25 protein-coding genes, 1 tRNA gene and 2 pseudogenes are annotated in these 23,923 nt (G+C 39.9%); 10 read left to right on the forward strand and 18 right to left on the reverse strand.

Going from position 1 to position 23,923, the window contains the following annotated elements:
- Nucleotides 1-45 precede the first annotated feature (45 nt).
- Genes HY841_04955 through HY841_04970 form a run of 4 tightly spaced genes read right to left on the reverse strand, consistent with a single transcriptional unit; the run spans nt 46 to nt 1,362 of the window.
- Nucleotides 46-210 (reverse strand): hypothetical protein, encoded by a 165-nt coding sequence (locus HY841_04955; GenBank protein ID MBI4930092.1) that lies wholly within the window; start codon nt 208-210, stop codon nt 46-48.
- A complete protein-coding gene (locus HY841_04960; GenBank protein ID MBI4930093.1) occupies nt 207-455 on the reverse strand; it encodes a hypothetical protein in 249 nt (82 codons plus the stop codon). Before HY841_04960 ends, HY841_04955 begins: the two co-directional genes overlap by 4 nt.
- Nucleotides 456-466: 11 nt before the next feature.
- Entirely contained in the window at nt 467-688 is a 222-nt protein-coding gene (locus tag HY841_04965; protein MBI4930094.1) for a hypothetical protein, read from the reverse strand.
- Between the two features lie 17 nt (nt 689-705).
- Entirely contained in the window at nt 706-1,362 is a 657-nt protein-coding gene (locus tag HY841_04970; protein ID MBI4930095.1) for a hypothetical protein, read from the reverse strand.
- Nucleotides 1,363-1,715: 353 nt separating this feature from the next.
- Here HY841_04970 and guaA point away from each other — a divergent pair, with 353 nt between their 5' ends.
- Both guaA and HY841_04980 read left to right on the forward strand, forming a co-directional pair.
- On the forward strand, nt 1,716-3,416 hold the full coding sequence (gene guaA, locus HY841_04975) for a glutamine-hydrolyzing GMP synthase (protein ID MBI4930096.1): 1,701 nt from the start codon (nt 1,716-1,718) through the stop codon (nt 3,414-3,416).
- Complete coding sequence (locus HY841_04980; protein MBI4930097.1) at nt 3,413-5,050, forward strand: ABC transporter substrate-binding protein; 1,638 nt, start codon at nt 3,413-3,415, stop codon at nt 5,048-5,050. Before guaA ends, HY841_04980 begins: the two co-directional genes overlap by 4 nt.
- A 122-nt stretch (nt 5,051-5,172) precedes the next feature.
- On the opposite strand, the gene HY841_04985 is transcribed toward HY841_04980, so the two are convergent.
- The gene (locus tag HY841_04985; GenBank protein MBI4930098.1) at nt 5,173-6,648 is read right to left on the reverse strand and encodes a hypothetical protein; all 1,476 of its coding nucleotides are present in this window, start codon (nt 6,646-6,648) and stop codon (nt 5,173-5,175) included.
- Nucleotides 6,649-6,806: 158 nt separating this feature from the next.
- Between HY841_04985 and HY841_04990 the strand changes: the two genes are divergently transcribed.
- Nucleotides 6,807-7,064, forward strand: coding sequence for a type B 50S ribosomal protein L31 (locus tag HY841_04990; GenBank protein ID MBI4930099.1), 258 nt, complete (start codon nt 6,807-6,809; stop codon nt 7,062-7,064).
- 61 nt (nt 7,065-7,125) lie between these two features.
- Here the strand turns inward: HY841_04990 and HY841_04995 are convergent, their stop codons facing one another.
- Together HY841_04995 and HY841_05000 are read right to left on the reverse strand one after the other, a co-directional pair.
- Nucleotides 7,126-7,362 carry a hypothetical protein gene (locus HY841_04995; GenBank protein MBI4930100.1) on the reverse strand — a complete coding sequence of 79 codons (237 nt, stop codon included), beginning with the start codon at nt 7,360-7,362 and terminating at the stop codon, nt 7,126-7,128.
- 79 nt (nt 7,363-7,441) lie between these two features.
- On the reverse strand, nt 7,442-7,768 hold the full coding sequence (locus HY841_05000; protein ID MBI4930101.1) for a hypothetical protein: 327 nt from the start codon (nt 7,766-7,768) through the stop codon (nt 7,442-7,444).
- A 382-nt stretch (nt 7,769-8,150) separates the two neighbouring features.
- Between HY841_05000 and HY841_05005 the strand changes: the two genes are divergently transcribed.
- From HY841_05005 to HY841_05015, 3 genes are all read left to right on the forward strand, one after another.
- Nucleotides 8,151-8,840, forward strand: a complete 690-nt coding sequence (locus tag HY841_05005; protein ID MBI4930102.1) for a DUF5011 domain-containing protein — start codon at nt 8,151-8,153, stop codon at nt 8,838-8,840.
- 95 nt (nt 8,841-8,935) lie between these two features.
- Nucleotides 8,936-10,885: a sulfatase-like hydrolase/transferase gene (locus HY841_05010; protein MBI4930103.1), complete on the forward strand. Its 1,950-nt coding sequence runs from the start codon at nt 8,936-8,938 to the stop codon at nt 10,883-10,885.
- Nucleotides 10,886-10,978: 93 nt separating this feature from the next.
- On the forward strand, nt 10,979-11,923 hold the full coding sequence (locus HY841_05015; GenBank protein ID MBI4930104.1) for a YegS/Rv2252/BmrU family lipid kinase: 945 nt from the start codon (nt 10,979-10,981) through the stop codon (nt 11,921-11,923).
- A gap of 3 nt (nt 11,924-11,926) precedes the next feature.
- Here the strand turns inward: HY841_05015 and HY841_05020 are convergent, their stop codons facing one another.
- Nucleotides 11,927-12,400 (reverse strand): hypothetical protein, encoded by a 474-nt coding sequence (locus HY841_05020; GenBank protein MBI4930105.1) that lies wholly within the window; start codon nt 12,398-12,400, stop codon nt 11,927-11,929.
- Nucleotides 12,401-12,558: 158 nt separating this feature from the next.
- Here HY841_05020 and HY841_05025 point away from each other — a divergent pair, with 158 nt between their 5' ends.
- Nucleotides 12,559-13,002, forward strand: a complete 444-nt coding sequence (locus tag HY841_05025; protein MBI4930106.1) for a hypothetical protein — start codon at nt 12,559-12,561, stop codon at nt 13,000-13,002.
- A 67-nt stretch (nt 13,003-13,069) separates the two neighbouring features.
- On the opposite strand, the pseudogene HY841_05030 reads toward HY841_05025, so the two are convergent.
- The 4 genes and pseudogenes from HY841_05030 to HY841_05045 all read right to left on the reverse strand — a co-directional run bounded on the left by HY841_05030 (nt 13,070) and on the right by HY841_05045 (nt 17,574).
- Nucleotides 13,070-13,944: pseudogene (locus tag HY841_05030) on the reverse strand (adenylate/guanylate cyclase domain-containing protein).
- Between the two features lie 60 nt (nt 13,945-14,004).
- Nucleotides 14,005-14,979, reverse strand: a pseudogene (locus HY841_05035) (tetratricopeptide repeat protein).
- A gap of 110 nt (nt 14,980-15,089) precedes the next feature.
- Nucleotides 15,090-16,301, reverse strand: a complete 1,212-nt coding sequence (locus tag HY841_05040) for a 3-hydroxybutyryl-CoA dehydrogenase (protein ID MBI4930107.1) — start codon at nt 16,299-16,301, stop codon at nt 15,090-15,092.
- A gap of 1 nt (nt 16,302) precedes the next feature.
- The gene (locus HY841_05045) at nt 16,303-17,574 is read right to left on the reverse strand and encodes a DNA polymerase IV (protein MBI4930108.1); all 1,272 of its coding nucleotides are present in this window, start codon (nt 17,572-17,574) and stop codon (nt 16,303-16,305) included.
- A 161-nt stretch (nt 17,575-17,735) separates the two neighbouring features.
- Here HY841_05045 and HY841_05050 point away from each other — a divergent pair, with 161 nt between their 5' ends.
- On the forward strand, nt 17,736-18,521 hold the full coding sequence (locus tag HY841_05050) for a hypothetical protein (protein MBI4930109.1): 786 nt from the start codon (nt 17,736-17,738) through the stop codon (nt 18,519-18,521).
- Nucleotides 18,522-18,565: 44 nt separating this feature from the next.
- On the opposite strand, the gene HY841_05055 is transcribed toward HY841_05050, so the two are convergent.
- Nucleotides 18,566-19,219: a CoA pyrophosphatase gene (locus HY841_05055; protein MBI4930110.1), complete on the reverse strand. Its 654-nt coding sequence runs from the start codon at nt 19,217-19,219 to the stop codon at nt 18,566-18,568.
- Nucleotides 19,220-19,326: 107 nt separating this feature from the next.
- Between HY841_05055 and HY841_05060 the strand changes: the two genes are divergently transcribed.
- Nucleotides 19,327-20,805, forward strand: coding sequence for a transporter substrate-binding domain-containing protein (locus HY841_05060; protein ID MBI4930111.1), 1,479 nt, complete (start codon nt 19,327-19,329; stop codon nt 20,803-20,805).
- Between the two features lie 111 nt (nt 20,806-20,916).
- Nucleotides 20,917-21,120, forward strand: coding sequence for a hypothetical protein (locus tag HY841_05065; GenBank protein MBI4930112.1), 204 nt, complete (start codon nt 20,917-20,919; stop codon nt 21,118-21,120).
- A 38-nt stretch (nt 21,121-21,158) separates the two neighbouring features.
- On the opposite strand, the gene HY841_05070 is transcribed toward HY841_05065, so the two are convergent.
- The 5 genes from HY841_05070 to wcaF all read right to left on the reverse strand — a co-directional run bounded on the left by HY841_05070 (nt 21,159) and on the right by wcaF (nt 23,913).
- Nucleotides 21,159-21,749, reverse strand: coding sequence for a hypothetical protein (locus HY841_05070; GenBank protein MBI4930113.1), 591 nt, complete (start codon nt 21,747-21,749; stop codon nt 21,159-21,161).
- Nucleotides 21,750-21,768: 19 nt separating this feature from the next.
- Nucleotides 21,769-21,842: transfer RNA gene (locus tag HY841_05075), tRNA-Asp, on the reverse strand.
- A 66-nt stretch (nt 21,843-21,908) separates the two neighbouring features.
- Nucleotides 21,909-22,796 (reverse strand): 4-hydroxy-tetrahydrodipicolinate synthase, encoded by an 888-nt coding sequence (locus HY841_05080; GenBank protein MBI4930114.1) that lies wholly within the window; start codon nt 22,794-22,796, stop codon nt 21,909-21,911.
- The gene (locus HY841_05085; GenBank protein ID MBI4930115.1) at nt 22,793-23,365 is read right to left on the reverse strand and encodes a hypothetical protein; all 573 of its coding nucleotides are present in this window, start codon (nt 23,363-23,365) and stop codon (nt 22,793-22,795) included. Before HY841_05085 ends, HY841_05080 begins: the two co-directional genes overlap by 4 nt.
- The gene (wcaF, locus tag HY841_05090; protein MBI4930116.1) at nt 23,362-23,913 is read right to left on the reverse strand and encodes a colanic acid biosynthesis acetyltransferase WcaF; all 552 of its coding nucleotides are present in this window, start codon (nt 23,911-23,913) and stop codon (nt 23,362-23,364) included. The genes HY841_05085 and wcaF overlap by 4 nt, the downstream gene beginning before the upstream one ends.
- Nucleotides 23,914-23,923 lie beyond the last annotated feature (10 nt).

A 23,923-nucleotide genomic window follows, 5' to 3' on the forward strand; every position in this document is an offset into this window, starting at 1 on the left:
TGTTTTGGTTTTAGTTTGCCCTCTGTAAGGTTGGCGTTTATTTTTTTATTTTTTATTTTCTTTATTATCTTCCTTTGCCAGCGCTGCTTTCACAATGCTTGCGAGTTGGGCATCTTTAATTTTATACCAGCGTTTGATGAGAGTTTTTTTCACGCCTTGTGTATAGTATTTGATGATTTCCTGTTCTTGCTTTGCGCTGAGTTTTCTCATTTAATATCTTTTGATTCATTTTTCATTTTCTCAAACTGCTGAAACATGGTTTCTGTATTTTCAAACATGATTTCCATTCGGGTGAAGAGGTTTTTTAATGCCATGAACATTCCGTCTGAACTCTGAAAACCAGCCTGCGGCTCATGAATTTTCCGTTCCAGTTCATAAAATATGTTTTCCATTTTATGAAACTTGTTTTCCATTTCATAAAATTTGTTTTTCAGTTCTTCTTGTTTGTTTGCCATATATATTATTTTTAACGTATATGAATCTGAAAATATTTCTGAGAGCATTTGATGGTTAAGTTCTCTTCGTAATCCCGGTCCAATTCCAATATCGCTGCGCCTTTCATCCTCTCCCACAAATAATCTTTCATCGAAATAAAAGGAGTGAGCGAAGGGCTTGTGTTCAGCCGCTTTTGTATCCTTTTGATATCCTCATCGTTCAATTCAACGCTGTATGTTACGGTTATTATCATCGATTGCTGATTACTGATTACCGATTACCTGCATTTCCTTTGCTTTTGCCCTTGTATTTTTTAATTCCTGTAAAATAAAATACCTTGTTTGCTTTCCCCCGCTTTGACCAATGCGCTGTTCCTTGTATCGTATCGCCCGTCACACTTCCCAGCCACAATATGGTTTCGCCATTCTTTTTTTTACTGAGTGCTGCAAACAGAATCGTCACTTCCGCTTCAGAAGAATCTACCATTCGTGTATAACTGCCTGAGGAAAATCCTGAAGGAAGAGAGTCATTTTTACCTGGCGTATTTATTAAATTGGAATGCAGTTGATCATCCATAAAACTGAGTTCATTCATCAAGGGCGCTGCGGTGGCTGGCTTCCACTTTTCGGTGGGTTCAATGACGAATGTTTTTCCGGAAAGTATTTTGTCGGGCTTTTGTTTGGGCGCTGTGATTTGCCCGCCAGCGGGTGGAAAAAGCAACAGCAGGAGCGCAACTATAATCAGAAGCGGGTTTTTATTTTCGGTGATAAGTTTATTGAGAGTGCTTGCAAGGGCATCGCGCATTTGCTCGTAATTCGCCACTCTTCCAAAGCGTCCGGTGCTCTGCGCTTTGCTGATGGCTCTGTCGAGGCGGTCAGTTTCTTTTTTCAGATAGCCGACCAATTCTTTTTTCTCTTTTGGCGACATGGCATTGAAGAGATTTGGTGACGGGCATATTGCTTGTATGATTTTTTATGGAGAATTCCTTTTTTTGAATTCAACGAGGGCAGGTTGCATATCTTATTAAGATTTAGACCAACAAAAGCTTTTTGTTGACGAATGCCCTTATTATTTCGTTGAAATCTTCCGATAGCATCGGGACCAACGGGTTGAACGGATAATGGATAGTGGGATTACGACCCCGAAGGTGTCGGATGTTTATAGACATCGTTTTTTGCTATAAATATATGACCCCTTCGGGGTCAACCCATTTTCCTGCGAAAGACCTATAGAGCAATAGAACAATGAGACAACGGACAATTCCTATCTTTGTACGCAACATGCAGGAAACCATTCTTATTCTTGATTTCGGTTCGCAATACACGCAGTTGATTGCCCGTAAAGTGCGCGAGTTGAATGTTTACTGCGAGATTCATCCGTACACAATAGTTCGGAGTTTGGAGAATGGAGTTGGGGGAAAATCCCTCTCCGAACTCCTGACTCCCAACTCCCAACTAAAAGGAGTGATTCTTTCAGGAAGTCCGTTTTCGGTTCGGCAGAAAAATTCTCCGCAACCCGATTTGAGCAGTATAAGAGGAAAGATTCCTCTGCTTGGTGTGTGTTATGGTGCACAACTGCTCGCACATCAATGTGGCGGAGAAGTTCAGCCATCGAAACATAGAGAATACGGAAGAGCAAATCTTTCTTTTGTGAATAATGATTCGCTTCTTTTCAAAAACATTTCTCTTAACTCGCAGGTGTGGATGAGCCACAGTGATACAATTGCATCGGCTCCTGATAATTTTGAGATTATCGCGAATACTTCTGATGTTAAGTATGCCGGCTTTCACATTAAGCCCGTAGGAAACTTGCCCCGTAGGTCAGACGACCTACGGGGTGAATCCAACGGGCTGAAGGGAGAAAAAACATTTGGCATTCAATTTCATCCTGAAGTGTATCACACCACCGAAGGACTAACTCTTCTGAAAAACTTTGTAGTGGATATTTGCAAATGCTCTCAATCGTGGACTCCTTCTTCTTTCATCGAAACAACTATTGCTGAACTCCAGCACAAATTAGGGAACGACAAAGTAGTGATGGCGCTTTCCGGAGGAGTAGATTCAACCGTTGCGGCAACATTGCTGCACAAAGCCATAGGGAAAAACCTCTTTTGCATTTTCGTGGATAATGGTTTGCTTCGCAAAGATGAATTCAAAAACGTGCTGCATTCGTATAAAGACATGGGCTTGAACGTGAAAGGAGTTGATGCGAAAAAGTTTTTCTACAAAGCCTTGAAAGGAAAGAAAGAGCCCGAAGCAAAACGAAAAGCCATTGGCAAAACCTTCATCGAAGTGTTTGATAAAGAAGCGAAGAAGTTAGGAGCTATGAGTTCGGAGTTAGGAGTGAAAAGGAAAAAATCTTCGAACTCCCGACTCCGAACTCAGAACCAGATTAAATGGCTGGGGCAAGGGACTATTTACCCGGATGTGATAGAAAGCATTTCAGTGAAAGGTCCTTCTGCCACCATCAAATCACATCATAATGTGGGCGGGCTTCCAGCGAAAATGAAAATGAAAGTGGTGGAACCGCTTAACTCGCTCTTTAAAGATGAAGTGAGAAGAGTGGGCAGAAAATTAGGTGTTACTGAAAACATTTTAGGAAGGCATCCGTTCCCCGGACCGGGTTTAGGGATAAGAATTCTTGGAGACATAACAGAAGAAAAGGTACGAATCTTGCAAGAGGTTGACCATATTTACATCGAAGAATTGAAAAGCGCAGGACTTTATAATCAGGTTTGGCAGGCTGGAGCAATTTTCTTGCCGATACAATCGGTGGGCGTAATGGGCGATGAACGTACGTATGAAAATGTTATCGCTCTTCGCGCAGTAACTTCTACCGATGGAATGACTGCCGACTGGTGCCATCTGCCGTATGAATTTCTCTCAAAAGTCTCCAATGAAATAATTAATAAAGTGAAAGGAGTGAATCGTGTGGTATATGACATCAGTTCAAAACCGCCCGCAACAATTGAATGGGAATGAAAGAAGAAGCCCATCCTACCTGCCCGTCCGGCAGACGGGAATCCTTCCCCAAGGGAAGGACTTTTAATTTCGCTTCTGTGAAGTTAGGAGTTAGAGTAATGCTTCTTATTTTCTCCCTCCCTTTGGGAGGGCTGGGGTGGGCTCAGTCCCCTACAATAAAAAAATCAGATAAGATTGAAACGATAGAAGGGAAAAAATTCTATATACATTCTGTAGAAAAAGGACAAACCCTTTACTCCATTGCAAAAACTTACGGAACAACCGTGGATATTGTTCTCTCCAATAATCAGGATGCAATTGACGGACTCAAGGCAGGAGACAAACTAAAAATCCCTTTCATAGGAAACACTGAAGCAATTAAAAAAGAGATTGAAAAAAAGGAAATCACTTCTGCTCAAACAAAAACTCCACTGGATACAACACAGAAAAGAACCGCCATACTTGACCCGAAAAGTTTCAAAGAAATTTCTGTTCCCGTTCAAAAGAAAGATACTTCCAGGTTTCTGTCCCTTCGGGACTCACTTACTTCAGATAGTTTAATTGTTGATGAGAACATACAGGTTGCTCTTTTTCTCCCGCTCTCGCTGGCAATGATTAATAATATAGATGTTTGGAAAATTGCGCAGGGCGATGAAAAAATTCCGGAGGAAACAAAAATTGGCATTGAGTTTTATGAGGGAATGAAAATGGCGTTTGATTCCCTGAAAAAAACAGGATTCAAAGGGCACCTTCATGTGTATGATTCCAATCTTGATTCAACAGGATTCGTTAAACTGATGAAGAAGCCCGAATTGAAGGAAATGGATTTGCTCATTGGTCCGCTCTATGGAAAACGGTTTGAAACAGTGCTGAAGTTTGCTAAAGAATACAACATTAATATTGTTTCTCCAACATTACAAGGCAATAATATGCTGATGGGAAATCCGAACGTGAGCAAGGTTACTCCTTCCTACGCCACGCAGGCAGATGAGCTGGCAAAATATGTGGCGGGCAACTATGCGGGGCAAAATATCATTGTGTTTAACAGCGCAAATCCAAAGGACAAACCTTATCTGAACACGTTCAAGAAAACTGCAAACGCCATCCTTCAGAAATCAAATTCCGACACGGTGAAAGAAGTAACATTTTCCACGCTGAAAAATTTCATAAGTAAAACCAAACCGAACATCATTGTGATTCCGAGCACCAGCCAGCCTTTTGTTATTGAAGCGGTGAATAAACTATTTCTTGATGAGCAGGAAAACAAGGACAGTATCATTGTCTTCGGACTGAGTAATTTTCAGGATATGGAAAGTTTGGATTATGGTTATCTCAACGCGCTTCATACCATGGTTTCTTCTTACAATTTTGTTGACTACACTCATCCGCAGACAAAAAATTTCATTCTCAAATACAGAGATGAATTCAAGACAGAACCCACTCAATATGTTTTTTCAGGATTTGATGTGGGATGTTTTTACTTGAGCGGATTGAAAAAATACGGAAGCGCCATGCAGCGCAAACTTCCTGAACTAAAACACAAAGGAATTCAAACCGAGTTCAGTTTCTTTCAGTCCGATTTCAACAGCGGCTATGAAAACAAAGGCGTGGGCATTATGAAGTTTGAAAATTACACTTACACGAGGGTGAAATAAAAGTCCAAAGTCCAAAGCATCAAGCCCCAAGTCCCAAGGAACAGCCCAAGAAAACAACCATTGCATTTTTTTCGGCTGTTCCTTGAAACTTGGAATTTGGGACTTGGGGCTTGGAATTTTACTTACGGCTCATACTCATACGCGCCAATATCTCCAGGTGGATTCGGCAAACGGGAATGCATGAGCAGGTCATCAGGATAGATTGCGCTGATGGCAGGGTCGCCTTTATCAATCACTGCAGGAAAGGCAAGCGGGTTTTTTATCCGGTAATCATTATTCCCTACATTATTGAAATAAGGATTTAAATTCACTATCACATTTTCATATTGGCTGGCTGAAGTGCTGAGAGTTGTTTTCAGCAGGCAGTTATGAAACTTGTAATTGAAAGCTGCGCTGGCGCTTTCATCCAATTTCAGTTCATCGCCCGAACTTAAATCTCCATACACAATGCAATTATAAAAGAAAGCGCTGTCGAGCGCGCGCGGGTGTATGATTTCATTTACATCCTTATAGTAGTTACTGAGCAGGAGAGTTGGAAGTTGCCGTGTGCCTCCGCTCCAGTAATTGGCAAAAGTGCAGTGATAAAAATTATACTTCCCTCCTATCGTTAGCGCGGCAACATACTGTCCGCAATTGGCAAACACGCAGTTCGAACCGTGTATAAAAGTGCCTCTTCCATAAAGCGCAGCAACGCTCATATTTTTTATAATCGTATTCGAAATTTTTAGAGTTGGATTAGACCAAGTATTAACGGAATCGGAAATAACTCCAAAATATCCGTTCTTTATAATTGCCCAGTCAATCGAATTATTTTTACTTCCTTTAGCAAGTTGAATAAAGTTCCACTGCCCAGCGGCTTCGGCATATTGTGGTTCCAATCTATCGCCCTGAAAGGTTACCGGCTGAGAAATGCTTCCGTTTATTATCAGCGTAGCACCGCTATCAACATAGAACACTGCATTAGGATGCATGTAAACCCGCGCTCCATCCTTAATGGTAAGCGTGCAACCCGGAGCAATCAATGCATAGGCATAAATAACATGGGGTTTATCATTCGTCCAAACGGCATTGCAATTAATAACCGAATAACCAGGGAAACCATCAGCAGGAAAAATAGTGGGCGTGTAGAAATAAGCATCCTGCCCCCATGCTTCCAAATCAACATCCTGCATGTTGCCGTTGGTTTCAAACACCACCGAATCGCGGATGATGAGCGGACTGCTGGCATTGTTCGGGTCAACGGTTACTTCGGCAAAAACAAACATACTGTCCTTTCCTTCAATCTCCACATCGCTGAAAGAAACGCCTTTTGTGCCATCCACATTTATTCTGAAGTTGGACGCAGTTCCTCTTCCTAAGCGGATGGAAGAAATCTTTATCGGCTGAGAGTTCCTGTTGTAAACAATGAATGTCTTGGTTACTGAACCAACCGTTGTAAAAACAGTGTCATATAATATGGAAGAGGAGGAGAACTCCAGTTTGGCAGTTGGGTCTGTAATCAATTTATCCTTCTTGCAAGAATATAATGCGAATATACTAATGAATACTAATGAAACAAATAATACGAATGATTGCAATGGCGGTTTGATTCGTTTCATTAGTATGGGCTGTATATTAGCATGGCGCGACAAAGATATACAGGCAGATGGAACGGAGTAATTGCATAAAAATTTTATTCCTGAATATAGAAGTTTCTATTATCTTTGCGCTCCAAAATCGGTGTAATCAAAAACACATCGGTGTAATCTGAATCAAAATGAAAAAAGGCATTCACCCCGACAGTTACCGTTTCGTAGTATTTAAAGATGTTTCTAATGACTACGCATTCCTTACCCGCTCCACCGCTGAAACAAAAGATACCATTAAATGGGAAGACGGAAATACCTATCCCTTAGTGAAACTTGAGATATCAAATACTTCTCACCCCTACTTCACCGGCAAAATGAAATTGATTGACACTGCAGGGCGTGTGGATAAGTTCCGCACTCGCTACGAGAAGAAAGGGAAGAAATAATATTTATTTTTTAAACTCACTAAAAGCTTCCCGATTTATCGGGTGGCTTTTTTTATTTACATCATAACTCATAACAAAACAAGCATGGCTTTACACTAAGGTAAGGTTGTTTGCTAAGCAGGTAAGGTTGTTTGCTGAGCAGGTGAGGTTGTTTGCTGAGCAGGTGAGGTTGTTTGCTGAGCAGGTGAGGTTGTTTGCTGAGCAGGTGAGGTTTATTCGTAATCAGGTAGGGTTTATTCAGACCAGTTCTTGGGTTATTCGTAAGCAGGTATGGGTTATTGCTGAGCAGATTTGTCATTATTTAAGCCATTCCATAGTTTTTTGCAATAAAAAAGGGACGCATTTGCATCCCTTTTCTTTTTTCATTTGCTGATGAATTAGCCTCTACCTCCTGTAGCTTTTTTAGCTTCTTCTTTCTTTTTCTGCTCGATGGTCTTTGGCTTTCCACCTTTCTTAGCGGCAGCAGCTGTAGAATCAGCTACGCGAGTTGAATCAGCAGCAGCTTTTGCTTTTGCTTCAGCTTCAGCAGCAGCAGCAGCTTCAGCAGCGGCTTTGGCAGCAGCTTCAGCAGCAGCAACAGAATCAGCCATGTGAATTGAATCCTGCTTGGCTTTTTCTTTTGCTTCAAGTTCAGCTTTGCTAGGTCCGCAAGCGTAGAATGTAAACATTCCAGCAGCAATAACGAGTGTGAGTAGTTTTTTCATAGTACTATTAATTGTTTTGTTTTTGGTTAACCGATGCAAAAGTATATTTATTTTGATATGCGCAAGGGTTTTTGAAAAAATATTTAGGTGTTGGGTATAAGGTAAGGGGTATAAGGAAAAGCAAATCCTCAAGTCTCAAGTCCCTCCGAAGGAGTCCTTCGGACAAGTACCAAGTATTAAGTCACAACAAGCAGCCAGCATCAGCTGTTCCTTGTAACTTGGAATTTGAAATTTTGGACTTGGGACTTTTCGCCTTATACCCTATACCTCTCCACATGTTAATATTTATTATTTCTCTATTCAGGAAATATTCTACTTTTGTCGGCTGAACGCAGATGCAAACGAATTTTTTAAAAATAACCTAAACCAAAAAACAATTACAATGAAAAAACAATTATTTCTCGCTGCCGCTGTTCTTTTCACAGCAGGCATTATCTGGATGACAGGATGTAAAAAAGAAGACACCACTCCTCCGGTTGTTACATTAACCGGCAGTGCTTCAATGAGTGTTTCTTTGCAATCAGCAACTACTGACCCTGGCGCTACTGCAGAAGACGATGAAGATGGAACAATCACTGCATCTTCTGACTGGAGCAGCACTAATCCTAATCTCAATTATGTCGGTGTATATACCATTACTTATACTGCCACAGACGCAGCTGGAAATTCCAATACTGCAACCAGAACTGTTACTGTGTACAATCAAGCTAGTATGACTTTAGCTGGAACTTATCTTTCAAGCGGAGTAAGCTACACTGTTAAAGACTCTATTGTTGCTCTCCCGCCAAATACAACTTTTCCGCAAACAGTTACATTTGATAATTCAACTAATAACAAAATTCATTTTAACAAGTTTGCTAACTATTCTAACAACGCTGGGATTTTTGCTACCATTGATGCAAGCGGCTCTATTACATTACCTTCTCAATCACCAACTGGTATTGGCTCTGCTAGCGAAACACATACATTCCAAGGAACTGGCACTGTTACTGGGACAAAATTTACTCTTCATTTTACAGATGTGAATGTTACAGGAGGAGGTACTGCTGATGATTACGAATGGTTTAATTAATTATTTATAATGCTTTTTCAAAAACCCTCTGCTAACCACAGGGGGTTTTTTATTTTCATCCAGCGCACAGCAAGTTCGTATCTTTATTTCCTGATATGAAGGTTACTCTAAAGGAAATACAACTCCTGCTCATTCGTCTTTCCATTGCGCTGCTCACCTACCCTATCTGCAAAACACTTTTCTATCTTTTCAATTACCATTATTTCTCTGATGTATCGGTGGGAGATTTTCTATCCATTTTGTTTTTCGGATTGAGGTTTGATGTTTCTGCTTTAGTATTGATGAATGTTCCGTTCACGCTTCTGCACATTATTCCATTTGGTTTTACAAAAAAGAAGTGGTATCAACTGGTTTTAAAAACTGTTTTCCTGACCGTAAACGGAATCGCCATTCTTGCCGATTGCGTTGACCTTGAATATTACAAATTCACACTCAAGCGGACTACCTCAGATTTTTTTGATTTGTTTGGGCTTGGCTCTGATATTTCTTCCCTGCTTCCACAATACATAAAAGATTTCTGGTATGTGGTATTGATTGCAGCAACGCTGATTATATTTATTTCATGGCTGTATAATAAAACAACAAAGTTCGGAGTTCGGAGTTCGGGAGAAAGTAATACTGGATTCAACTCCCAACTCCGAACTCCCAACTCCCAACTAATTGCGAGATTGATTTCCTGGATTATTCTGAATTCTGCGTTAATCGGGATAATGATTATCGGCTTCAGAGGAGGATTACAGATGCGCCCCATCATGACCATCAACGCATCGGAATATGTTTCGGCAAAAAATATTCCGCTCATTATCAATACTCCTTTCTCTATCATTAAAAGCTACGGACTGGAAGAACTTGAAGATAAGAAATATTTTCCGGAAGAAGAACTTCTTAAACATTTTAATCCTATCCATCAACCATTAACCATTAGCCATCAACCATCATCAAATGTATTTATCCTCATCATGGAAAGTTTTTCCAAAGAATATACTTCTCTCGGAGGAAAAAAAAGTTACACTCCTTTTCTCGATTCTTTGATGAATGAAAGCATGGTGTTTGACAATGCATTTGCTAATGGGAAAAAATCGATTGAAGGAATTCCGGCTGTGCTTGCCAGCCTGCCCGCACTTATGAACGAATCCTTTATTACTTCAACTTACTGTGGCAATCGCTTCAACTCTCTTTCAAACACATTAAGAAGCAAAGGATATTCGTCCGCATTTTTTCACGGAGGAACCAACGGCACTATGGGCTTTGATGCTTTTTGCGGTTCAGCAGGATTTGATAAATACTATGGCAGATATGAATACAACAATGATAAAGATTATGATGGCGATTGGGGAATCTGGGATGAGCCGTTCCTGCAATATGCTGAAAAGAATGTGAGCCGGATGAAGCAACCCTTTCTTGCGGCATTGTTTTCTCTTACTTCGCATCATCCGTTTACAATTCCTGAAAAATATCAAACGCAATTCACAGGAGGTGAACTTCCGATTTTAAAGAGCGTGCAGTACGCTGATTACTCGCTGAAAAAGTTTTTTGAATCCGCTTCAAAAGAAAAATGGTTTGACAGCACGCTGTTTGTCATCACGGCTGACCATGCAGGTCCATCGGAAGATAATGTTTACAGCAACAGCGCTGGAGGTTTTGAAATTCCAATTGTCTTTTACCAACACAACAGTTCTTTCAAAGGAATAAATCACAAAGTCACCCAGCAGATTGACATCATGCCAACTATTTTGAATTACCTGAATTACAATTCATCCTTTTTTTCATTTGGAAACAATGCGCTTGATACAATTCAAACGGGCTATGCTGTAAATTTCATTAATGATGTTTACCAGATTTTTCAGAATGATTATCTTTTGCAGTTTGACGGAAGAAAAACAATCGCTTTGTACAATTACAAAACCGATTCACTTCTGAAAAATAACCTTCATGAGCAAACTTCAAAAGTTTTTAAAACTTTTGAAGTTTCAATGGAAGCAAAACTGAAAGCAATTATACAGACCTATCATCACGCAATGATTGCCAACAAACTTACTGAATGAAGATGCAGACGGATTAAAAAAGATTCAGACGGATGTATAAGTTTGCATCCGTTTGCATCTGTGTTTTTATTCGTCTGAATCTGTATTAATAAAATGAAGAAAAAAATTCTTTTCATAATTAATCCCATCTCTGGTGTTGGCAGGCACAGAACTGTTGAAAGATTGATTGACGAAAGACTAAACAGGACTATTTTCGATTATGAACTTGCTTACACGAAAGCATCAAAACATGCTATTGAACTGAGCAAACAGGGCGCAGAAGAAAATTTTGAAATCATTGTGGCGGTAGGCGGTGATGGCTCTGTGAATGAAGTGGGAAGAAGTTTAGTGGATGTCGGTCGGGATTTAAAATCCCGACCAGCGCTTGCTATTCTTCCCTGCGGTTCAGGAAACGGAACGGCAAGACATTTAGATATTCCTATGAACCTGGAGAAAGCCATGCAGGTCATCAATCAACATAAAGTTACAACCATTGACACCTTCAAAGTAAATGATGAAACAGTAATTAATGCTGCAGGAATTGGTTTTGCCGCGCACATCGCTCACGAATTTTCCAAATTCAAAAAGCGCGGCTTCAGAAATTACCTCAAGATAGCCGTGCGCGATTCCTTGAAATATAAATCACAGATGTGTGAGATTGATGCCCTCCCCCAACCCCTCCCATTAGGAGGGGAGATAAGTTCTGCAAATCCTCCCCAATGGGGAGGACATAGGAGGGGCTTCTTTTTCATCATTGACATCTGCAACGGAACACAGTGGGGAAACAACGCGGTGATTGCTCCTCATGCAGAAAACGATGACGGACTGCTGGATTTATGTGTGGTAAAAGATTTCCCTTTTAGAAATTTCCCGCTGATGGCTGCCCGCCTGTTCACGCATTCCATTCACCGTTCAAAGTTTGTAGAGATAATTAAAGTGAAAGAAGTTACTATCCGCCAGGAAAAAACAATTGCCCATATTGACGGAGAGCCATACAATATGGGCAATGAACTCAGGATAAAGATTAATCCTCTATCGCTGAAAGTTATCGTTCCTTGAAAATTATTTCTTCACAACAACAGAATCCTTCATCATCTTCATATCACATTTCTCTTTTCCTTTCTTGCAACCGTCCATTTTTCCTTCTTTTCCTTCCATGCATTCTCCTTCGCCTTCTTCACATTCTTCTTTTCCTTCTTTGCACATGCCGCAGCATTTGCCTCCTCCCATTTCACATTCGCCTCCTCTCATCATCATCATGTGTTTCTCCATTCCTCCCATCATGCACATTCCTTTTCCCATTCCCATTTCACATTCTCCCATTCCCATTTCCTTGCATTCCTGCTTCATGGCACAATGCATGACGCAGCGCATAGTACAGCAGACCATAGAACAAAATGATACAACAATAACAAACCAGGCAACCACTTTAAAAAAAGTGTTGAGGTTTTCTTTTTGTGTTTTGTAAAGAAGCCACATTCCTGCCGAAAGTGACAGCAGCAGAAGGGCAATACAGATAGTTGGTGAACAATTCATAGTATTTGGTTTTAAAGATTTAGTCAAAGGTAGGAAATCCTCGAAACGCGAAACATTACGAAAAATACGAAAAGGTGGAATGTTGGATTTCCATTCTTCTATGATTCCATTCTTTCTACTTTCGTACTTTCGTATAAATTCGTTTTTCGAAGATTTTTATGAACGAAGGTCTGACAAAATCATTCGCTATTATTTCTCCTGCAATTCCTTCGGCAGGAGTTTATTTTTTCACCACCGACAGCGGAGTAAAATATGAAGTCCGTTTCGGAAGAAGAAAAGACAACATCCTTCATGCTACGATTGTCTTTGGAGTAATCAACGATGAATATGAAGGTGAAGAATATGTGGAAACCAATAAAGGAGAAGTTTACCGAGTGATGGCAACGCTTGTGCAGGTAATCCGAATATTTATGACTGAACATTCAAAAGTGATGATATATGAATTTACGGGCATAGCACGTGAAGGAGAACCCGATGAAGGTGCAACCGCTCGAACAAATCTTTACAAAAGATATCTTCCGATTATTTTTCCTGAAAGTGAAGGATGGGGCTTTAAATTTCAGGGAAGCAATGCGGTAGTGACCAGAAAGGATAAGTATTAGCCGCTCACATTTTTTCTACAAAATACATTTCTATTTCTCCTTTGTTCTTGGCGGGGAAAGCCCCTCTCTAACTCTCCCCAAAGGGGAGAGAACCATTTTTATTTTCAACAAAATACATTTTTATTTTTCCTTTATTCTTTGCCTCAACTTCTCCTCTATAAATAAAATCTAATGATGTTCCTCCTCCTTTGGAGGAGGTTAGGAGGAGGTTATGGGTTGCTTCAGAAATATTAATCTTTCCTGCTTCGCCTGATGATTCCATGCGTGAAGCGGTGTTCACCGTATCCCCCCAAATGTCATAAGCGAATTTTTTGTCACCTACTACACCCGCAGTAACGGGACCGGTGTGAATGCCGATTCTTAACTGCCAGTAATCGGTAATCGGTTACTGGTATTTGACTGATTACCGTTCACCGATAACCGATAACCATTCATCATCCACTCCTGAATTTCCATCGCTGCTTTCACAACATCCATTGCATTGGCTGAATTAGCAGTGGGCAATCCTCCAGCGCACATGTAAGCATCTCCGATAGTTTTTATTTTCTCGATGGGGTACCTGGAAATTATTTCATCAAACTTCTTGAAAAGAAAATCCAGCTCACTGACTAACTCTTCTGCAGAAAGTTTTTCAGCAATGTTTGTGAATCCTTTGAAGTCAGTGAACATTACGGTGACGCTTTCGTAATGCATTGCTGTGGCTTTTCCGTTTGCTTTAAGTTCTCTCGCGGTTTCGGCAGGAAGAATATTCAGAAGAAGTTTTTCGCTCTTTCTTCTCTCTTTTATAATGAACAGAGAAAGTAATACAACTATCAACAGACCACTGACCACTGACCATATTATTATCTTCTGTCTTTTAACTTCTGATTTCTGTAATTCACCTTCTTTATTCAACAATGTTATCTGCTGTTCTTTTTTCTCTGTTTCATACTTGGTTTGCATTTCAGTGATCTGCTTGCTGGATTCTTCATTGAGCAAACTGTCTTTTGTATCGGAATATAATTTATGATATTCATACGCTTTCTGATATTCTCCTTTCTTTTCATGCAGACGGGAAAGAAGTTCATAAGCTGCCTTAACATTATCGTTAAATGAAATTTCTTTTGCAGCAGCTAAACTACTGTCCGCATATTCAATTGCTTTTTCATACTCGCCTGCCGACATATATATAGTTGAAAGGTTCAGATATACATTGGAGAGTCCTTGCTTATCGCTCTCTACACTATAAATATTCAATGCCTTTAAGTTAAAATCAATCGCTTGTTTGGTATCATTCATACGATAATAGATATCGCCCATTTCCCAAAGACAAGCAGCAATACTCGGCTGGTGTTCCAGTTTTTCAAAAGAAGTCAATGCTTCCTGAAAACATTTGATGGCTTCATTATATTTTTTCTTAGGTTTATAAATATCTCCTATGCTAAGTAAACATTGTGCAATATCAAACCTGTCATCGTCATTCGGCTTTTTGGAAAATAATTCTCTGAACTTTGCAAGAGATTTGAGATTGTATTCAAGGGCTTTATCAATTTGGTTCATCATCGCATAAACAGCACCGATATTCCCATAAGCGCCCGCCACTCCGTGCTCATCTCCAATCTCTTCTCTGATTTTCAATCCGCGAAGATTCATTTCAAGACTTTTTTCATAATTGCCCATGTTAAAATATATGTTTGACATTAATATCACACTTCTCGAAAGTCCTTTTTTGTAATTGAGTTTTTCGGCAAGTTGAATTGATTCTTCACAATAGTTTTTTGATTTGCCGATATCCACAGGCAGGTAATTCCAGCAAATCTGGTTGAGAAGGTTTACCTTATTAGTATCTTCCTGAGGCATGGCAGCAAGCACTTTCCGGAGAGAATCAATATTCCGGTTTTGTGAAAAGGAAAACGAATGAATAATGAATAATGCTCCGAACAACAGGAGGAGTTCCTTCGGGAAATAATAGATAAGTATGTAAATTATTTTCTTCATTAGTCAATAATCTTTAGTCATTTCGGCATTCTTGCTTTGAGGCAGTTAAGCGACTTCTTAATATATTCTCCAGTATGTCTTAGCCTTTAAATGCCCATAATATGGGGTTACTAATGGAATTTCTTCTTCCCTTCTTTCACCATTTTCTTCAGCATCACGCTGGGGCGATAGCGGTCTTCGGCATATTCGGAATATAAATTTTCAAGTCCTGTGAGAACTTTGTCAATTCCCAATTCATCTGCCCAGTGTAAAAGCCCTTTGGGATAATTCACGCCCTTTGTCATGGCAAGATCAATGTCTTCTTTGGTGGCAACTCCGTAATACAAGGCATCTGCCGCCTCATTAATGAGCATTACAAGTATGCGAAAAAATATAGCCCCACCTACCTGCCCGTCCGGCAGGCGGGAATCCTCCCCATTGGGGAGGACTTGTATTACTTTCTCCCTCGCTAACGGAGAGGGTTGGGGTGGGGCTTCATAATTGTAATAACCCCTGCCCGATTTTTTTCCGAAATGTTTTGCTTCAAAGAGGAGCCGCTGCGTGAGTGATGGTTTATATTTGGGGTCAAAGAAAAATTGTTTCCAGATTGTTTCGGTCACCGTGTAATTGATATCGTTGCCAATCATGTCCATCAACTCGAAGGGTCCCATTTTAAATCCACCCAGTTCTTTCATCGCTCCATCAATAGTAGAAAAGTCAGCTAATCCTTCTTCATAGATCCGTATTGCTTCCCCGTAAAACGGACGTGCCACACGGTTCACAATAAACCCCGGAGTATCTTTCGCTATCACAGGAGTTTTTTCCCACGATTCCATCAACAGCTTTATCTTCGGTGCAATGTTTTTATCGGAAGAAATGCCGGGGATGATCTCTACCAATGGCATGACGGGAGCAGGATTGAAAAAATGAATGCCTATCACTCTTTCGGGTTTGGCGCAGGCGGAGGCGATGGAAGTAATGGAGAGCGAAGAAGTGTTGGATGCCAGCACGCAGTTGCCGTACACGATTTTCTCCATGTCGGAAAAAACCTTCTGCTTCACTTCAAGATTCTCAACTATGGCTTCGATGACAAGCCCGCAATGCCTGAAATCAGAAAGCGACAGGGCAAAATGAATTCCGGAGAAAATATTTTTTGCTTCATCGGCAGATATTTTTCCTTTCTCTGTTAATTTTTTCAGCGTGGCATCAAGATTTGCTTTTGCCCGCTCAAGCGCGAATGAATCGCTGTCAAACAAAATCACTTTGTGTCCTGCCGCTGCCGCCACCTGGGCAATGCCGCTTCCCATCGCTCCTGAACCTACTATTCCAATTGTTTCCTTCATATTAATACAGATGTTTTACTGAACCGAATCCGATGGCATCTTTGTAAACTTCCACTTCATGCAGTTCAGCGGCTTTCTGGATGCTGTCGTTTCCGAATTTGTTTTTTATATCGTACATAGTTTTTCTCAAATGGTGCTGCTGAACATTGTTTTCAAACATATCGTATTGCAGCGCGCAGTCAGGGATAAAGTTAAAAACATTCACGCCCATCATGCTCATCTGCGTGTTGATGACGGGTTCGCAGTGATTGGCTTTCTGAAAATGTTCCATGCGGTTTTTTATAAGCAGAACCATTTTCATGGCATCCTGAACAGGATTTTTGTCGCAGTTAAAACTCTCTTTGTAATAAACACCATTCTCATACCGGGCAGTGAACATCACATCTTTCGCATACACTTCCTGCTTCACCATTCTTTTTTCAAGCGTGGTGCAGAGCGATACGAGCAAGTCATCCAGCATTTTCACATTTTTTCGCTGCGAGGCGGATATCTGCCTCATCGCCTGCATGCTTTTGTAATCGTGGGTTGAAAAATCAACTTCAGAAAAATTAAGGCGGTAGTGCCAGTAAATCCCGACAATGCTGTTGCAGGCGGTTTTTAATTTTTCAACAGGCATGTGGCGCAGCTGAAGCGGTGTATGTATTCCGGCAAGTTTCAGTTTCATTGCCATGGCTTTGGCGATGCCGGGCAAATCGGTCAAGGTAAGTTTGCTCAGCACTTCGTCAATGTTATCAGGAGAAATCACTGTCAGTCCATCAGGTTTCTGAATATCAGAACCCAGTTTTGCAAGGAAAGCGTTTGGAGCAATTCCGATGGAGCATTTCATATAATCCCCTACTTCATTTCTAATGTCTTCCTTAATTTGCTTTGCCACTTGAACCAAATCTTTATGGACTAATTTGTAAGAACTAAAATTTATCACCGCCTCGTCAATGCTTTTCGGAATCACTTCTTCAGAATATTTTTTCAAAACCTTCATTATCTGCTTATGAAATTCACGGTAGCGGTTGGGGTGTGTTTCAAGAGGAATTAATTCAGGGCAAATCTTCATCGCTTCGTTCAGGCGTACTCCGAGTTTGATCCCTTTTTTCTTTGCTTCAATGGAAGGCGCAATCACGCAACCGTATTTTCCGGTATAAACACACACCGCAACGGGGCGGTTCCGCAGATAAAAATTCACCTGTTGTTCGCAGGTTGCAAAAAAAGAATTCATATCCACAAACATGATGTTCGGGGTTAAATCTTTTTTAATATGATTTTGCTGAACCTGCATTATTCGGCTAAGATAGTTATCCATCTAAAACCACGTTGTTTTTGAGTTCTTCCCCTATGATAATCAGATAAGGGGGTTTCTCCGTTAATAATTTCTTGGGCTAAACTTGCTTATGTCAAGATAAATTCTATATTTTTGTCGCAAATAAGAAACATATAATAATGAAGCGTTCATTTTTGTTGGCATCCTTATCAATTTGTTTCCTGTTTTCTCAGGCGGGAACTATTGTTGTTGAAGGAAAATATCAAAACAAAAACATCTATATCCAAAATGCTTACTCTCAGGCAGGAGTAGGTTTTTGCGCATATGCTGTTTATGTGAATGGAAAATTAACCAACGATGAAGTGAATTCAACTGCATTTGAAATCGACCTGTCACAACTGCAGTTAAAATACGGGCAAGATATTACCATAAAAATTTTTCACAGAGATGGATGCACTCCCCCGCGTGTTTTAAATCCGGATGCGCTGAAACCCATTCCTACGTTTGAAGTAACAGCCATGAAAATGACAAACGATGGACTTATTACCTGGACGGCAAAAAACGAAGGCGGCTCGCTCCCCTATATTGTTGAACAGTTCCGCTGGAACAAATGGGTGAATGTGGGAGAAATTCAGGGCGTAGGAACTCCTGGCGAACACGATTATAAATTTTTGGTTACAGCGCTTCACTCGGGAGAAAATAAATTCCGGCTGAAGCAAGTTGGCTACCAGGCAAAATATTCTGCTGAAGTAAAAATAGTTTCCAGCACTCCCCGGTGCATTTTTTCCACCTCCAAAAGCAGCAAGCAGATTGATTTCACCTGCGGAACATTGTATGAGGTGTATGATTATTACGGAAGCGTGGTGAAAAAAGGATATGGAACAAGAGTGGATATTGCCAACCTGCAAAAAGGCGGCTACTATGTTTGCTTTGACAACAGCATTGGCGAGTTGAAAAAGAAATAAGAAGCCCATCCTAAATCCTTCCCGAAGGGAAGGACTTGTAGTACTTATCTTTCCGTTACAATTCTTTTTATAATTTCTTCAAGCTCGGCAATTATCATTGCGGTTGCTCCCCAGATTATTTTTCCGTTGATATGGTAACAGGGAACTTTCATTTTCTTATTTTTCACTTTGATATGTTTGAGGATGGCGCTTTTATTTTTTGGAGAAAGAAATTCTTCTGCATCGCACTCCAGCAAATCTTCTACTTCAAGGGGCTGAATTTTGAATACAGGTTTTATATGGCAGATGCCAACAAAGGGATGCACCAGATAATTGCTCACCGGAATATAAAGCGGTGTTAATGCTCCCAGCAGCGAAACAGATCTTCTGTTTACACCTATTTCTTCTTCCGTTTCTCTGAGAGCTGTTTCAGATAAATCTATATCAGAGTCATCATACCCGCCTCCGGGAAAAGAAACCTGCCCGGCATGATTGCCCCCCTCATTTTCCGGGCGAAGAATCAGCACTGTTTTAGGAGAAAATTTTCTTACATCGGGATAGAGCAAAATAAGAACTGCGCTTTTTTTAGGAACAACGTTTTCTTTCAAATATTCACCAGGCGGAGTTCTGCCAAGTGGAGCCATTAATTTCTGAGCAGAAAACCCCGGCAAATCCTTTTTTATTTCAGCAGATAATTTTTTTACGAATTCTTCAAACATATCATTCATCTAAAATATTGCTTTAACCGTCCAACATTATGACCAGTTCGTCAAAAGTTTTGTAACCTATCGGATTTAATCCGTAAAATAATTTAAATGCAGACTCTATGCATCATCATTACGCTCTAAAAATAGTTGGATTTTGTCTTCTCTCGCTCGGAATTATTAACTCTCCCATTTGCAGCCATGTTAATGATTCCTCTGCTGATTCAGATTCTCTCAAAAACGCCATTGATATTCCTCAGATTCTCACCAGAAAAAAATTGGTTGCGCTTACCGACAATAGTTCCACCAGCTATTTTATATATAAAGGAGAGCCGATGGGTTATGAATACGAACTGCTTCAATTGTTCGCCAAGAGTCTGAATGTGGAGCTAAAAATCATTATGGCTAAGAATATGAATGAAATTCTTGAGCAGCTAAGAAAAGGTGAAGCGGATATTGTTTGCGCAAACCTGACAGTGACAGAAGAACGGATGAAAAAAGTTAATTTCTCTGAGCCACTGATTTATACAAGGCAGGTTCTTGTTCAAAAAAAACCAAAAGGATGGCAGAACATGAATGCAGAAAAGCTCAGCGGGAATCTTGTCCGCACAGCCATTGATTTGTCAGGAAAGAATGTTTATGTAAGAAAAAGTTCATCCTTCTATTCCCGCCTGGTGAACCTTCAGGAAGAAATAGCTTCAAAAATAAATATCACTGAAGTTCCAGGTGAAATCACAACGGAAGAATTAATTGCAATGGTGGCAAGCGGAAAAATACCCTACACCATTGCCGATGAAAATGTGGCCATGGTAAATCAAACCTATTATCCGCAGATAGATATAAAAACAGCCATCAGTTTTCCCCAGAAGATTGCCTGGGCTGTAAATAAAAAATCTCCTCTTCTGCTTTCTGAATTAAACAGCTGGATACAAAATCAGAAAACCACTTCTGACTACGCGGTTCTGTACAACAAATATTTCAGAAATCCTAAAGGCGCTGGGCAAAGAAATGAAAGCCAGTTCTCTTCTTTCGGAGGAAATAAAATTTCTCCCTACGATGATATGATAATTGCTTACAGCAAAGAAATCGGATGGGACTGGCGCTTGCTTGCTTCGATGATTTATCAGGAATCAAAATTCAACCCCAATGCTGAATCGTGGGCTGGCGCCTGCGGGCTCATGCAGATGATTCCTTCCACGGCTGAGATTTACGGAATTGATACCTGCGGGGCAACGCCTATTCAAAGCATTGATGCAGGAACAAGGCATATCATCAAACTGGATAATTACTGGTCGAAATTAATTTCAAATAAAGAGGAACGGATTAAGTTTATTCTTGCATCCTACAACGTAGGATTAGGGCATATTATTGACGCAAGAAATCTTGCAAAAAAATTCGGGAAGAACCCTGACTTGTGGTATAATAACGTGGAGAAATTCATCCTCCTTAAATCAAAACCGCTGTATTATAACGATCCGGTTGTGCGATGCGGCTATTGCCGTGGCGAAGAGCCCTATAATTATGTCCGCGAAATCCTTTCAAGGTATGAGCATTATAAAAATGTGATAAATGAAAAAGAACCATTGGTAGCCACTATTTGATGTTTGGAATGTAAGTTGTGAGGGTTTGTCTAACAAATTGAGTGAGTCGTCTAAATAATTGATAAATAGAAACCTTTTTAGGCACAATAACGTACAAAAACGAGAAGGCAAATGAAGTCTCAAACGCCAAATAAACAACAAACAATGAATCCAGAAAAACTACACGATTTTGTTACTTGGTTAAATGGTCAAGTAGAACATCTCTCCTCGGCAATTAACGAGGCTCATGATGACAGTAACTTCGGCAGAGAAGCTCAATTTGAAGGTATGCGCGATGCATTCATGCGGTGCCTTAATAAACTGACAAGAGAATAACAGCAGAAGCTAACTGACCAAAAAATTAAGAAACCCCGCTACTTTACGCAAGGCAGTTGGTTAATAAATACATTGGGATTCGCAACAACATATTCTTCATCTTTTTTTGACCAGAAAATTCTCACCCGTTGCAATTCTTCAGACTGAAGCAATTCCGAGGCATTTTTAGGCAGGTAAGCAAAAGAAGAATACTCTGTAAATTCTTTAGAAAGATCTGTATTCCCGCTAAATGTTGCACCAAAAGGAAGTTCTACCGCTTTGCCAGACTTCAAAATAAAAACAATCTTATTGCCTTTCTTTATCATTCCGTAGTATTGAAACGCATCGTCTGAATGAATGTTAAACCGAAAATAGATGCCTAATATTGAATCCACATTCATACAGCTTAAATACCCTTTGAAAAAATCCTCATTCTTGTACGCCTCTCTTGTTGCACTATCAGTAAATTCTAATAATATAAACTTTTGTTCATCCACCATCCTGATTCTCCTTCCCACAGGGTCTTTTTCATCCCGTGAATAGGAACAACTTCCGGATGGTTTGGGCAATGCTGATTTTACTTCTTCTTTAGATTGTTTGCATGCAAAAAAACAAACTGTAGATAACAGAAGAAGTGAGATGTATTTCATGGCATAAAACTTTGTTTTGCGGACCGGACGGGATTCGAACCCGCGACCTCTTCCGTGACAGGGAAGCATTCTAACCAGCTGAACTACCGGTCCAAAAAGCAGACAAAAGTATGTTTTTTTTTTACAAATCAGTACTAAGACTTTTCTTGTTGAGAAAATTCACTTCAGCGATATGAGATGTTCCGCGAGAGATTTTGCAACCTGAGAATTTACATTTACCAGCGGAAGACGGACATGTGCAGAGCATATCTTCATCATCTCCATCAAACATTTCACTCCAGCAGGACTTCCATCCGAAAAAATAAGGCGTGTAAATTCGTCAAGTTTATAATGCAGCACTTGCGCTTTGGAATAATTCCCGGCAATCGCCATCCGAACCATTTCAGAAAATTCTTTTGGGAAAGCATTTGCAATAACTGAAATAACTCCATCTCCGCCTGAGGCAAGAATAGGAAGTGTAATCAAATCATCTCCGGATATCACCAGAAAATCTTTTGGTTTGTATTTGATGAGTTTCATTATCTGATCAAAGTTTCCTGATGCTTCTTTCACAGCGAAAATATTTTTCACCTCTTCAGCAAGTTGTAATGTTGTTTCAGCAGTGATGTTAGAACAGGTTCTTCCCGGAACATTGTAAACTATCATGGGAAGCGGGCATGCATTTCCAATTGCTTTATAGTGTTCAATAATTCCTCGTTGATTCGGTTTGTTGTAATAGGGGGAAACAGAAAGAATGGCATCTACTCCTTTCAAATCATATTGCTTGAAAGTATCTATTACTTCACGGGTATTGTTTCCGCCAATTCCAACAACTACAGGAACTCGCTTGTTTACATGTTCAACAGTATATTTTACAAGAGATTTCTTTTCTTCTTTGCTGAGCACAGGGGTTTCTCCGGTTGTTCCCAATGAAACCATATATTCAACTCCTCCCGATATAATATGGTCAATAACTTTTCCGAGAGATTTAAAATCAATAGCTCCATCTTTATGAAAAGGGGTAACAAGCGCAACACCTGTCCCTCTGAATTTACTGTACTTGCTCATTGCTCAACAATTATTTTATCGTGTTTTTTATTTATAATGGACAGATAAGTGTCGATGTTTCTTAAAAAATATTTCAATCCTTTCGATGCTTCCGCATCAATCATCAAATCAAAGGTAGAACTATTTCTATCGCTCTTTTTACCAACTTTGAATTTTGCTTTTGATACAGCTGAAACATATTTAAGAGGGAATGAATCATAAATATTCAGGTCGAGCAAAATATCATATTCGTCTTCTATGAAATTCCGAACATAAATGTTATCCGGAAAATTATACCAGTTCAAATCTTTTAGGGTAAAAAAATCATACTCAAGTTTTGAATATGCCATAGGAGGAGTTTGTTTCTGATTATAAAATCCAATTGCCTTCACGCTCTTTTTCATGTCTTTAAGATAAACAATATACTTTTTAACTAAATCAAAGTTCTCCCTTTCAGTTGCGTCAAAAAGAATCCCAACTGTTTTCGCTTCTTCCAAGTTCATGAATGTTTTGTTCCGATGAATAGACTGGAGTTCCATCGAAAGAAAATAATTCCCAATTACATTTTTTATAGAAGAAAAAAAACTCATTCTGAAAGAATTCTTTCTTTTATTTTGGCAGCAGGATTCCCCTGATAAATAGAATATGCTTCCAGTATATCTGTAGCAACAGAGCCAGCCGCAAGGACAGCATGCGACTGACAGGTAACTCCAGCGCAAACAATAGCTCCTGTTCCAATCCAGACTCCATCTTCTAAAATTATATCTCCAACAATTAAATCAAAAGAAGATTTTTTATAATTATGATTTCCGCAGATAAGCATCGCACCCTGAGAAATACAACTGTTCGAACCAATATTTATTTTTCCTAAACTATCCAGCCAAACCCTCTCTCCTATCCATACGTTATCGCCAATTGAAACATTCCACGGATACTTAATATTCACACGCGGTTTCACAACAACATTACTTCCAACCTTCGCTCCAAACATCCTAAGAAAAAAAATCTTGATAAAATTAAACGGACAGTTAGAATTAATGATGCAAGCATTTATGCAATACCAAATAACACGAGTAATCCATGACGCACGGGGATTATACCATGAATTATTAAACTTTGACAAATCCGTTTTAAGCATCTGCAAAAGT

Source organism: Bacteroidota bacterium (assembly GCA_016213405.1).
Taxonomy (GTDB): Bacteria; Bacteroidota; Bacteroidia; order Palsa-948; family Palsa-948; genus Palsa-948.

Coding starts and splice junctions, on each gene's coding strand:
- HY841_05065 (MBI4930112.1), top strand. CDS start 20,917: ATGAAGTCTCAAACGCCAAATAAACAACAAACAATGAATCCAGAAAAA.
- HY841_05005 (MBI4930102.1), top strand. CDS start 8,151: ATGAAAAAACAATTATTTCTCGCTGCCGCTGTTCTTTTCACAGCAGGC.
- HY841_04970 (MBI4930095.1), bottom strand. CDS start 1,362: ATGTCGCCAAAAGAGAAAAAAGAATTGGTCGGCTATCTGAAAAAAGAA.
- HY841_04955 (MBI4930092.1), bottom strand. CDS start 210: ATGAGAAAACTCAGCGCAAAGCAAGAACAGGAAATCATCAAATACTAT.
- HY841_04990 (MBI4930099.1), top strand. CDS start 6,807: ATGAAAAAAGGCATTCACCCCGACAGTTACCGTTTCGTAGTATTTAAA.
- HY841_05020 (MBI4930105.1), bottom strand. CDS start 12,400: ATGAATTGTTCACCAACTATCTGTATTGCCCTTCTGCTGCTGTCACTT.
- HY841_05025 (MBI4930106.1), top strand. CDS start 12,559: ATGAACGAAGGTCTGACAAAATCATTCGCTATTATTTCTCCTGCAATT.
- HY841_05040 (MBI4930107.1), bottom strand. CDS start 16,301: ATGAAGGAAACAATTGGAATAGTAGGTTCAGGAGCGATGGGAAGCGGC.
- HY841_04980 (MBI4930097.1), top strand. CDS start 3,413: ATGAAAGAAGAAGCCCATCCTACCTGCCCGTCCGGCAGACGGGAATCC.
- HY841_05050 (MBI4930109.1), top strand. CDS start 17,736: ATGAAGCGTTCATTTTTGTTGGCATCCTTATCAATTTGTTTCCTGTTT.
- HY841_05055 (MBI4930110.1), bottom strand. CDS start 19,219: ATGTTTGAAGAATTCGTAAAAAAATTATCTGCTGAAATAAAAAAGGAT.
- HY841_05070 (MBI4930113.1), bottom strand. CDS start 21,749: ATGAAATACATCTCACTTCTTCTGTTATCTACAGTTTGTTTTTTTGCA.
- wcaF (MBI4930116.1), bottom strand. CDS start 23,913: ATGCTTAAAACGGATTTGTCAAAGTTTAATAATTCATGGTATAATCCC.
- HY841_05000 (MBI4930101.1), bottom strand. CDS start 7,768: ATGAAAAAACTACTCACACTCGTTATTGCTGCTGGAATGTTTACATTC.
- HY841_04985 (MBI4930098.1), bottom strand. CDS start 6,648: ATGAAACGAATCAAACCGCCATTGCAATCATTCGTATTATTTGTTTCA.
- HY841_05060 (MBI4930111.1), top strand. CDS start 19,327: ATGCATCATCATTACGCTCTAAAAATAGTTGGATTTTGTCTTCTCTCG.
- HY841_05045 (MBI4930108.1), bottom strand. CDS start 17,574: ATGCAGGTTCAGCAAAATCATATTAAAAAAGATTTAACCCCGAACATC.
- guaA (MBI4930096.1), top strand. CDS start 1,716: ATGCAGGAAACCATTCTTATTCTTGATTTCGGTTCGCAATACACGCAG.
- HY841_04995 (MBI4930100.1), bottom strand. CDS start 7,362: ATGACAAATCTGCTCAGCAATAACCCATACCTGCTTACGAATAACCCA.
- HY841_05080 (MBI4930114.1), bottom strand. CDS start 22,796: ATGAGCAAGTACAGTAAATTCAGAGGGACAGGTGTTGCGCTTGTTACC.
- HY841_05085 (MBI4930115.1), bottom strand. CDS start 23,365: ATGAGTTTTTTTTCTTCTATAAAAAATGTAATTGGGAATTATTTTCTT.
- HY841_05010 (MBI4930103.1), top strand. CDS start 8,936: ATGAAGGTTACTCTAAAGGAAATACAACTCCTGCTCATTCGTCTTTCC.
- HY841_04960 (MBI4930093.1), bottom strand. CDS start 455: ATGGCAAACAAACAAGAAGAACTGAAAAACAAATTTTATGAAATGGAA.
- HY841_04965 (MBI4930094.1), bottom strand. CDS start 688: ATGATAATAACCGTAACATACAGCGTTGAATTGAACGATGAGGATATC.
- HY841_05015 (MBI4930104.1), top strand. CDS start 10,979: ATGAAGAAAAAAATTCTTTTCATAATTAATCCCATCTCTGGTGTTGGC.